The 10,574-nt window shown below is 73.0% G+C and carries 8 protein-coding genes; 7 read left to right on the top strand and 1 reads right to left on the bottom strand.

What is annotated here, in order from left to right; translation table 11 throughout:
• Positions 1–1,674, bottom strand: a 1,674-nt coding sequence (locus NCC78_RS20750) for a penicillin acylase family protein (protein ID WP_250796396.1), incomplete at its 3' end; no start/stop codon positions are given.
• Positions 1,675–1,773: 99 nt separating this feature from the next.
• On the opposite strand from NCC78_RS20750, the gene NCC78_RS20745 reads away from it, so the two are divergent.
• The 7 genes from NCC78_RS20745 to NCC78_RS20715 form a co-directional block, all read left to right on the top strand.
• Positions 1,774–2,484 (top strand): siderophore-interacting protein, encoded by a 711-nt coding sequence (locus NCC78_RS20745; protein ID WP_250796395.1) that lies wholly within the window; start codon positions 1,774–1,776, stop codon positions 2,482–2,484.
• On the top strand, positions 2,481–3,725 hold the full coding sequence (locus tag NCC78_RS20740; RefSeq protein ID WP_250796393.1) for an MFS transporter: 1,245 nt from the start codon (positions 2,481–2,483) through the stop codon (positions 3,723–3,725). The genes NCC78_RS20745 and NCC78_RS20740 overlap by 4 nt, the downstream gene beginning before the upstream one ends.
• Before the next feature lie 141 nt (positions 3,726–3,866).
• Positions 3,867–5,423, top strand: a complete 1,557-nt coding sequence (locus tag NCC78_RS20735; RefSeq protein WP_250796392.1) for a pyridoxal phosphate-dependent decarboxylase family protein — start codon at positions 3,867–3,869, stop codon at positions 5,421–5,423.
• A gap of 23 nt (positions 5,424–5,446) precedes the next feature.
• Positions 5,447–6,739, top strand: a complete 1,293-nt coding sequence (locus NCC78_RS20730) for a lysine N(6)-hydroxylase/L-ornithine N(5)-oxygenase family protein (protein WP_250796391.1) — start codon at positions 5,447–5,449, stop codon at positions 6,737–6,739.
• Between the two features lie 5 nt (positions 6,740–6,744).
• The gene (locus NCC78_RS20725) at positions 6,745–7,311 is read left to right on the top strand and encodes a GNAT family N-acetyltransferase (RefSeq protein ID WP_250796398.1); all 567 of its coding nucleotides are present in this window, start codon (positions 6,745–6,747) and stop codon (positions 7,309–7,311) included.
• Positions 7,308–9,107, top strand: a complete 1,800-nt coding sequence (locus NCC78_RS20720) for an IucA/IucC family protein (RefSeq protein ID WP_250796390.1) — start codon at positions 7,308–7,310, stop codon at positions 9,105–9,107. Before NCC78_RS20725 ends, NCC78_RS20720 begins: the two co-directional genes overlap by 4 nt.
• The coding region (locus NCC78_RS20715) for an MFS transporter (RefSeq protein WP_372495168.1) at positions 9,104–10,574 on the top strand (1,471 nt) is incomplete at its 3' end. The genes NCC78_RS20720 and NCC78_RS20715, both read left to right, overlap by 4 nt.

Genomic DNA, 10,574 nt, shown 5'->3' with positions numbered 1-10,574 from the left:
GGCGGCGGCCACCGCGGTGACGTCCCCGCCGAGGCGGTGCAGCCCGGTGACCACCCCGTCCAGGGCGTGGCCGATGCGGGCCAGCGGGTCGGTCCACGGCGCGAAGAGGTCGTCGTACCCGCCGGGGGCGCGCAGCGGGCGCAGGCACGGGTGGTCGTGCAGCCGGCGGGCCAGGGCGGCGCGCCACGCGGCGAACGCGCCCGCGTCGGTGCTGTCGGCCGCCATCCGCCCGTCCCAGGCCCTCAGCCGGTCCCGCAGGGCCCGGGCCGGGTCGCTGAGACCGCCGGTGTCCAGCCGGTCGAGCACACCGCGCAGGGCCGCGGCCTCCAGCCGGGTGTCCAGGTGTACGGCGGCGGACTCGACGCCGTCGGCCAGCAGGGCGCGGATGCGGCGGGCGCGGTGCGGTGGGGCGAAGTCGGTGCCGAGGTCGGCGACGTCGTCGCGGCGGTCGTTGGCGCAGACCGCGAAGCCGTCGACCTCGGTGCGGGTCGGTGCGGCGTAGCCGCCGTGCCACCGGTAGCGCGGCTCCCAGCCGGGCACCGGCTCCCGGCGGCACCGGTCGTCGCGCAGCGGCACCAGCCCGGCGACCAGCTGGTGCACCGACCCGGACCGGTCCGCGACGAGCACGCTGTTGACCGGCTCGACCCAGCCGCGCAGCGCGTCGGCGACGTCGTCGACGTTGCGGGCGCGCAGCAGCGGCAGCAGCGCGTCGAAGCCGAGGCGCTCCTCGACCCGGCCGGGCGTGCGCAGGCTGAGCGCCTCGCCGGTTTGGCGGTCGAGGTCGACGACCGGCCCGCGCGGGGTCTCGATGATCTCGACTGACTGCGGCTCACCGCCGCGGACCTCGATCCGCTCGACATGGCGTCGCACGGGCACCCAGCCGTCGGGATCGCGCACCAAAACCCGGTCACCGTCGCGGCGTAGTTGTTCGCGGTAGAGGTCCTGGTAGTCGGCCATCGCGTTGGTGACGGCCCAGGCCACCTCGCCGGCGTGGCCGAAGTGGGGCAGGCCCGGAACCCCGGGGAACGCGAAGCCGAGCACGTCGAACTCGGGGCAGGCGAGGCGCACCTGCTGGTAGATGCCGGGCAGTTCGAGGACGCGGTGCGGGTCGCCGGCGATCACCGGGGCCCGGCCGGTGGCCGGGTCGGCGGGGGCGGCCCAGGCGTTGCTGCCGGATCCACCGTGGCCCTCGACGGCGAACAGGTCGGTCGCCTCCGGTCCGAGGGTGGCGCTGACGTGGGCGTGCCACAGCTTGTTGGGAAAGGTGGAGAAGAGCACGTGCTGGACTGCGAAGACAGCCAGCGGAGACCACGGCCGCCACCGGCCCGGTGCGCAGCCGACCGCCGCGAACTCCGGGGCCCCGGCGGCGCCGCGGGCGAGGCCCTCGTTGACGCCGTCGACATAGGCGGTGACCCACCGTCGGGTGGCCGGGTCGAGCCGGTCGAAACAGCGTCGTGCGGTGTCGTCGAGGCGGGCCCGTCGGGCGAACCGGTCCCAGGAAAGCGCGGTGGCGCCGACGTGCTCGGCCAGCCGGCCCTCCGAGCGCCACCGCTCGACCTCGATCTGCCAAGCCCGGTCCGTGGCCGCGACCCGACCCTGCAACCGGGCGAGGTCATCGACCGTGTCGGCCCGCAGGTGCGGAACTCCCCAGCGGTCCCGATAGACGCCGGTCACCGGGCGGCCCGCCGGACGCGCGGGACAGCCGCCCCCAATACGAATATCAACTTAGGCTACCCTCCCCTAACTAAGGCGGACCTTACCTGAGGAGTGCTCGTGAAAAGAAACTGGGAAGCCCTGGTGCTCAAGGCGATGGGCGGCCGGGACTTCCGGCTGACCGTGCTCGACACCGAACCGGTCGGCGGGCACTACCAGCGCCTGCACGTGGACGGTGGCGGGCTGCTGGAGGCGTGCGGCGTGCACCCCACCATGTGGATCCGGCTGTGGTTCGACGACGAGGGCCGCCCGCACCAGCGCGCGTACACCCTCGTCGACCCCGACCCGGCCACCGGTCGGTTCCACCTGGAGTTCGCCGTCCACGACGGGTGCGCCGCCCGCTGGGCCACCGCCGCCCGGGTCGGCGACACCATCGACGCCACCGTGCAGGGCAGCGCGTTCCACCTGCCGGACCCCGCCCCCGCGCACCTCTACCTGGTCGGCGATGCCGCGTCGCTGCCGGCGGTGAACAGCTTGCTCGACGCAGCCCCCGACATCCCGGCGACGGTCTGGCTGGAGTACGCCCACGAGGGCGAGAAGGCGCTGGCGCCGCGCGCCCGGGCGCACCATGACATCACCTGGGTGCCGCGTCGCGACGACGGGACGCACCTGGTCGACACGGTCCGCGCCGCGCTGCCCGCCGCCGACGACGCCCACTACTGGGTGGCCTGCGAGGCTGCCAGCACGCGCGCCATCACCCGGCACGTGCGGCGCACCCTGGGCGTCGGCAAGCACCAGCTGACCTCGCTGGCCTACTGGAGCGCCCGGTGAGATCCCGACTCGGCACGCTCACCGCGCTCTACGTCACGCAGTACCTCGGCATCGGCTTCATCACCGTCGGCCTGACCGCCATCCTGCGCGACGGCGGCACGTCCCTCGACACGCTGGCACTGCTGCAGTTCGTCGGCCTGATCTGGCCGGTCAAGTTCCTCTGGGCGCCGATCCTCGACCGGTACGGCTCACGCCACCGTGGCCACTACCGCTCCTGGCTGCTGGTGCTGCAGAGCGGTCTGGTGCTCGCGCTGGTGGCCCTGCTGCCGTTCACCCGCCCGGCCGAGCGGCTCGGCCCGGTCATCGCCGTCTGCGCCGCGTACGTGTTCCTCTCCGCGACGCAGGACATCGCCGTCGACGCGGTCGCCGTCCGGCTGCTCGCCGAGCGGGACCGGGGGGTCGGCAACGGTATCCAGGTCGCCGCCAGCTATCTCGGCAACCTGCTCGGCGGTGGCGCGTGCGTGCTGGTCTACGACCGGTTCGGCTGGGTGGCGGCGATCCTGCTGCTGACCGCACTGACCGCCGTCGGCCTGCTGGTGGTGTGGCGGTTCCGGGAGCCCGCCCGCACCGACCGGGTCGTCCGGGCGGGTCAGGCGTACCGGGCGCTGCTGTCGGTGTTCGGCCAGCCCGGCTGCCGGTGGTGGACCTTTGGGGTGGTGCCGCTGGTGTACGTGGGGGCGGGCGCCGCCTACGCCCTGGTGACGCCGGCGCTGGTCGACGCGGGATGGTCGTTGGGGCGCATCGGCGTGGTGACCGGTGTCGTCACGAGCGCCCCCGCGATCGTGGCCGGTCTGGTCGCCGGGGTGGGGATCGGTCGCGTCGGGCGCGGCGGCGTGCTCGTCGTCGGGGGCGCGGCCCTGGCGCTGTCGACGGCGCTGCTGCTGCCGCTGATGAACGGCCGGGCCCCGCTGGCCGGGACGGTCGTCGCGCTCTGCTGCTTCATGGCCGCGTACACGGTGGCCAACGTCGTGCTCTACACCGTCAACATGGACTACTCCCGGCCGGGCACCGGCGGCACGGACTTCACCGTGCTGTCGTCGTTCGGGTTGGTCTGCTCGTTCGTGGCGGCCGCCGTGGGGCTGGCCGCGGCGGACCGGGTGGGCTATCCCGCGGTCGCGGTCGCGTCCGTCGTGCTGGTGGCGCTGGGCGTCGTGGTGGGCGTCGGGCACCAGCGGCGGTTCCGCGGTTCCGGGCGACGCGTCGCGGCGCCGGCGGACGAACCCGTGACGGTGAGCGGGTGAGCGACGGTTCCGTCACACCGCGTCGATCGGCGGAGTGGTTCGCCTTGACATCAGATTAGGTTAGGCTAACCTAAGTTCGCTAGATCAACCGGATCGCGGGGACGACGTCCACGGGTCCACTCTCCACCGTTGAGGACTGCCATGAGTCTGCCCGGATCCACCGTCCAGGCATCTCCGACCGGGGTGAGCCCCGAGTCGGCCGCCGCCCGCGCCCACCTGTTCGCCGCCGGCTCGGTCGAGCGGTACCGGCGGGCGCTGGCCGAGGGGATCGACCGGGTGGCGGCCCGGGTGGCTGCCGTGGACCGGCCGTTCACCGGCGTGACCCCGGACGAGCTGGCCCCACGGATCGCCGGGATCGACCTGGACCAGCCGCTGAGCGACCCGACCGCCGCCCTCGACGAGCTCCAGGACGTCTACCTGCGCGACGCGGTGTACTTCCACCACCCCCGCTACCTGGCGCACCTGAACTGCCCGGTGGTGATCCCCGCCCTGCTCGGCGAGGCGGTGCTCAGCGCCGTCAACTCCTCCGTGGACACCTGGGACCAGAGCGCCGGCGCCACGCTGATCGAACGCCGGCTGGTCGACTGGACGGCCGAGCGGATCGGCCTCGGCCCGGCCGCCGACGGCGTGTTCACCAGTGGCGGCACCCAGTCGAACCTGCAGGCGATGCTGCTGGCCCGCGAGGAGGCCTGCGCCCGGGTCGTCGGCCGCGAGGCGGCGCGGCCGACCCGCCCGGAGCTGCTGTCCCGGCTGCGCGTCATCACCTCGGCGGCCGGTCACTTCAGCGTGCAGAAGGCGGCCAAGCTGCTCGGGCTCGGCGCCGACGCGGTGATCACCGTGGCCACCGGCGCCGACCGGCGGATGTCGACCGCCGAGCTGGCCCGGGAGATCGACCGCTGCCGGCGGGAGGACCTGGTGGTGATGGCCGTGGTCGCCACCGCCGGCACCACCGACTTCGGCACCATCGACCCGCTCGCGCGGATCGCCGACATCTGCGCCGCCGCCGACGTCTGGCTGCACGTCGACGCGGCGTACGGCTGCGGCCTGCTGGTGTCGCCGACCCGGCGGCACCTGCTCGACGGCATCGAGCGCGCCGACTCGGTGACCGTCGACTACCACAAGTCCTTCTTCCAGCCGGTCAGCTCCAGCGCCCTGCTGGTCCGCGACCGGCGGGTGCTGCGGCACGCCACCTGGCACGCCGACTACCTCAACCCGGCCCGGATGGTCGAGCAGCGGATCCCCAACCAGGTCGACAAGAGCCTCCAGACCACCCGGCGCTTCGACGCGTTGAAGCTCTGGCTGACCCTGCGGATCATGGGGCCGGACGCGCTCGGCGCGCTCTTCGACGAGGTGGTGGACCGGGCGGCCGGCGCCTGGCAGTTGCTCACCGAGGACCCCCGCTTCGAGGTGGTGACCCGCTCGCAGTTGAGCACCGTGGTCTTCCGCTACCTGCCGAGCGGCACTGGCCGGCACCTCGCCGACGACGCCAACCTGTACGCCCGGGAGGCGCTGGCCGCCTCCGGCGCCGCCCTGGTCGCCGGCACCAAGGTGGACGGCGCGCACCACCTGAAGTTCACCCTGCTCAATCCCGAGACCACCCTGGACGACATCGCCCACGTCCTCGACCTCATCGCCGGACACGCCGGCTGGTACGTGGACACCCGGACCGCCGCCGAGCTGTCCTGCCCCGTCGGCTGACGAACCCGGACATGGAGAACCACGTGTCGACGCACGATTTCATCGCGATCGGGCTGGGCCCGTACAACCTCGGCCTGGCCTGCCTGACCGAGCCGATCAGCGACCTCGACGGCCTGTTCCTGGAGGCGCGGGCCGACTTCGACTGGCACCCCGGCATGCTGCTGGAGTCGACCCGCCTGCAGACGCCCTTCATCGCCGACCTGGTCACCCTGGCCGACCCCACCTCTCCGTACTCCTTTCTGAGCTACCTGAAGGAATCCGGGCGGCTCTACCCGTTCTACATCCGGGAGAGCTTCTTCCCGCTGCGCAGCGAGTACAACGACTACTGCCGCTGGGCCGCCGCGAAGCTGACCAGCGTGCGCTTCGGCCACCACGTCACCCGGGTCGAGTACGACCGGGCCGACGACCGGTACGTCGTGCACGCCACGGTGGCCGGCGAGCCGGTCACCCACCGGGCCCGGCACCTGGTGCTCGGCACCGGTACCCCGCCGCACCTGCCCGACGCCTGCCGTGACCTGGGCGGCGACGCCCTGCACAACTCGCGGTACCTGCAGAGCCGCCAGGCGCTGCGCGCCAAGCGGAGCATCACCGTCGTCGGCAGCGGGCAGAGCGCGGCGGAGATCTACCACGACCTGCTGGGCGACATCGACGCGTACGGCTACCAGCTGAACTGGGTCACCCGCTCGCCGCGGTTCTTCCCCCTCGAATACACCAAGCTCACCCTGGAGATGACCTCGCCGGACTACGTGGACTACTTCCACGCCCTGCCCGAGGCGACCCGCTACCGGCTGGAATCCGCGCAGAAGAACCTGTTCAAGGGGATCAACGCCGACCTGATCAACGACATCTACGACCTGCTCTACGCCCGGAGCATCAGCGGGCCGGTGCGGACCCGGCTGATCACGAACACCGCGCTGACCACCGTCGCCTACGACGAGCCGAGCGGCACGTACACGCTGGGGCTGCGCAACGTCGAGCAGGGACGCGACTTCACCCTGGACACCGAGGGGCTGGTGCTGGCCACCGGCTACCACTACCGGGTGCCGGAGTTCCTGGCGCCGGTGCGCGACCGGATCCGTTGGGACTCCCACGGCCGCTACGAGGTGGCCCGCAACTACAGCATCGACCACACCGGCCGGGGGATCTTCCTGCAGAACGCCGGCACCCACGCGCACAGCATCACCTCACCGGACCTGGGCATGGGCCCGTACCGCAACGCGTGGATTATCCGGGAGCTGCTCGGGCGCGAGCACTACCCGATCGAGAAGAGCATCACCTTCCAGGAGTTCGGCGTGCCGGCGGGAGCCGCGTCGTGACCGAGGTGATCCACCGCCGGGTCGACGACCGGCTCGGCGACCTCGCGCTGCGTACCCTCGACCCGGACGCCGACGCCGCGCTGCTGCACCGCTGGGTGACCCACCCGAAGGCGGCGTTCTGGATGATGCAGGACGCCGACGTGACCCGGGTCGCCGAGGAGTACCGGCGGATCGCCGCCCACCCGCACCACGACGCCTTCGTCGGGCTGTGGCGGGGCCGCCCGGCGTTTCTCGCCGAGCGGTACGACCCGGCGCACGTCGAGCTGGCCGGGCTCTACGACGCGCGCCCCGGGGACGTGGGCATGCACTTCCTCTGCGCCCCCACCGACACCCCCGTGCACGGCTTCACCCGGGCGGTCATCACCACCGTCGTGGCGTGGCTCTTCGCCGACCCGGCGACCCGCCGCGTCGTGGTCGAGCCGGACGTGCGCAACACCGCCGTGCACCGGCTCAACGCCGCGGTCGGATTCACCGTCGTCCGCACCGTCGCCAAGCCCGAGAAGGACGCCCTGCTCAGCGTCTGCACCCGGGAGAAGTTCCACGCCGCCATCCGAGGAGACGTACCCGCGTGAACCCGATCGCACCGGTCGACCACCTGACCCCGGAGAACTGGGCCCGCGCCAACCGGCTGCTGGTCCGCAAGGCCCTCGCCGAGTTCGCCCACGAGCGGCTGCTCACCCCCGAGCCGATCACCGCCGAGGAGTCGGGTGCGCGCCGCTACCTGGTACGCAGCGACGACGGCGCGGTCAGCTACCGGTTCACCGCCCGGTTGCTGGCCCTGGACCACTGGCAGATCGACGCCGACAGCATCACCCGCCACCGCGGCGACACCGAGCTGCCGCCGGACGCCCTCGACCTCTGCATCGAGCTGCGCGACGCGCTCGGCCTCACCGACCGGATCCTCCCGGTCTACCTGGAGGAGATCAGCTCCACCCTCGCCAGCACCGCGTACAAGCTGGCCAAGCCGGCGGTGAGCGCCGCCGAGCTGGCCCGCGCCGACTTCCAGACCATCGAGACCGAGATGACCGAGGGCCACCCCGGCTTCGTCGCCAACAACGGGCGCATCGGCTTCGGCAGCCACGAATACCTCCGGTACGCCCCGGAGGCCGCGCACCCGGTACGCCTGGTCTGGTTGGCCGCCCACCGCGACCACACCACGTTCACCTGCGCCGCCGACCTCGACTACGACACTCTCACCCGCAACGAGCTCGGCGACGACACCCTCGCCGCCTTCGCGCAGACCCTCGCCGGGCTCGGCCTGGACCCCGCCGACTACCTGCTCATCCCGGTGCACCCGTGGCAGTGGTGGAACAAGCTGTCGGTCACCTTCGCCGCCGAGGTGGCGCAGCGCCGCCTGGTCTGCCTCGGCGAGGGGCCCGACGAGCACCTCGCCCAGCAGTCCATCCGCACCTTCTTCAACGTCACCGACCCCACCCGGCACTACGTCAAGACCGCGCTGTCCGTGCTGAACATGGGCTTCATGCGGGGGCTGTCCGCCGCGTACATGGAGGCCACGCCGGCCATCAACGACTGGCTCGCCGACCTCGTCGCCGGCGACGAGGTCCTCAAGCGGACCGGGCTGTCGATCATCCGGGAACGGGCCGCGATCGGCTACCGGCACCGGCAGTACGAGGCGGCGACCGACCGGTACTCCCCGTACCGCAAGATGCTGGCCGCGCTCTGGCGGGAGAGCCCCGTCCCCGGCCTGGAACCGGGCCGGCGGCTGGCCACCATGGCCTCGCTGCTGCACACCGACCGCGACGGCCGGTCGTTCGCGGCCGCGCTGATCGCGCAGTCGGCGCTGCCGCCCGCGGCCTGGCTGCGCCGCTACCTCGACGCCTACCTCACCCCGCTGCTGCACAGCTTCTACGCCCACGACCTGGCCTTCATGCCGCACGGCGAGAACGTCATCCTCGTCCTCGACGGCGGGACGGTCGAGCGGGCGATCTTCAAGGACATCGCCGAGGAGATCGTGGTGATGGACCCCGACGCGGACCTGCCCGAGCGGGTCCGGCGGATCCGGGCCGACGTCCCGGAGGATATGAAGCTGCTGTCGATCTTCACTGACGTCTTCGACTGCTTCCTGCGCTACCTCAGCGCCATCCTGGTCACCGAGGGCGTCCTCGACGAGGAGACGTTCTGGCGGACGGTCGCCGAGTGCGCGGCCGACTACGCCGACAGCGTGCCGCACCTGGCCGACCGGTTGCGCCGCCACGACCTGTTCGCCCCGGAGTTCGCGCTCTCCTGCCTCAACCGCCTCCAGTTGCGCAACAACCAGCAGATGGTCGACCTCGCCGACCCGTCGGCGGCGCTGCAACTCGTCGGCACCCTGGCCAACCCCATCGCCCGCTTCGCCCCGACCCGGTGACCACCGGCGCGACGACGGCCGGGCCCGGCGCCACCGCGGACGCCGCAGCCGGCACCGCCCCGGCCGCCCGGCTGCCCACCCGGTGGCTGATCCTCGCCGTGCTCTGCCTCGCCCAGGTCACCGTGGTGCTCGACAACACCGTGCTCACCGTGGCCGTGCCGGTGCTCACCACCGAACTGGGCGCCACCACCGCCGACGTCCAATGGATGATCAACGCGTACGCGCTGGTCCAGTCCGGTCTGCTGCTCACCGCGGGCAGCGCCGCCGACCGGTACGGCCGCCGCCGGATGCTCCTCGCCGGTCTCGTCCTGTTCGGACTCGGGTCGCTGGCCGCCGGGCTGGCCCAGTCCACCGGTGCGCTGATCGCGGCCCGGGCCGGCATGGGGGTCGGCGGCGCGCTGCTGGTCACCGCCACCCTCGCCGTCGCGATGCAGATCTTCGACGCCGCCGAGCGGCCCCGGGCCATCGGCGTCTGGGCCGCGGCCAGCGCGCTCGGGTTCGCCGCCGGGCCCCCGGTCGGCGGGATCATCCTGGCCCACCTGCCGTGGGGAGCGATCTTCCTGGTCAACGTCCCGATCGTGCTGGTCTGCCTGGTGGCCGGGCGGGCGCTGGTGCCGGAGTCCCGCGATCCGGCCGGTGGCGGCCTCGACCTGGGCGGGGTGGTGCTCTCCACGACCGGCCTGACCGGGGTCGTCTACGCGATCATCTCGGGCCCGGACCGGGGCTGGAGTTCCGGCCCCGTGCTCGTCGCCGCCGGCGGGGGAGTGCTCCTGCTCGCCGCCTTCGTCGGCTGGGAACGGTGGGTCGCCGATCCCATGCTGGACATGCGACTGTTCCGGGACCGCCGCTTCGTCGGCGCGGTGTGCGGGGTCGTCCTGATCACCTTCGGCGCCACCGGCGCGCTGTTCCTGCTGACCCAGCACCTGCAGTTCGTCCGCGGATACCCGGCCTGGGAGGCCGGCCTGCGGATGATGCCGTTCGCGCTCTGCATCGTCGCGCTCAACCTCGGCGGGGTCGCCGCGCGGATGATCCGTCGGATCGGGTCGTCCTCGGCCATCGCCCTGGGGATGGCGCTGCTGGCCGGCGGTCTCGCCGTCGTCACCCACGCCCCGGGCGACGGCTACGGCGTGCTGCTGGCCGGGCTGCTCGTGATGGGCACCGGCTGCGCCCTGGCCAACCCGGCCATCGTCGAGGCCGTGATGAGCGCGATCCCGCCGGAGAAGGCCGGCGCCGGAGCCGGCGTGGACGGCACGATGACGGAGGTCGGCAGCAGCCTCGGCATCGCCGTGCTGGGCGCGGTCCTGAACGCCCGTTTCGCCGCGCTGCTGCCCGCCGCCCTGGCCGGCGCCGGGTCGTTTCCCGCGGCCCTGGCCGCCGCGCGCACGCAGGCGGATAGCGCGCTCGTCTCCGACGCCTTCCGCTCGGCCCTGGAGACCGGTCAGACGGTCGGCGCCGCCGCCGTCCTCG

The sequence above is a fragment of the Micromonospora phytophila genome (genome assembly GCF_023656545.1).
GTDB lineage: Bacteria > Actinomycetota > Actinomycetes > Mycobacteriales > Micromonosporaceae > Micromonospora > Micromonospora phytophila.
Note: the sequence above shows the minus strand (reverse complement) of the source record. Positions and strands in the feature narration are given on the sequence as shown.

What these genes read in the sequence shown, in the direction of transcription:
- NCC78_RS20735 (WP_250796392.1), top strand. Translation starts at nt 3,867, where the DNA reads ATGAGTCTGCCCGGATCCACCGTCCAGGCATCTCCGACCGGGGTGAGC.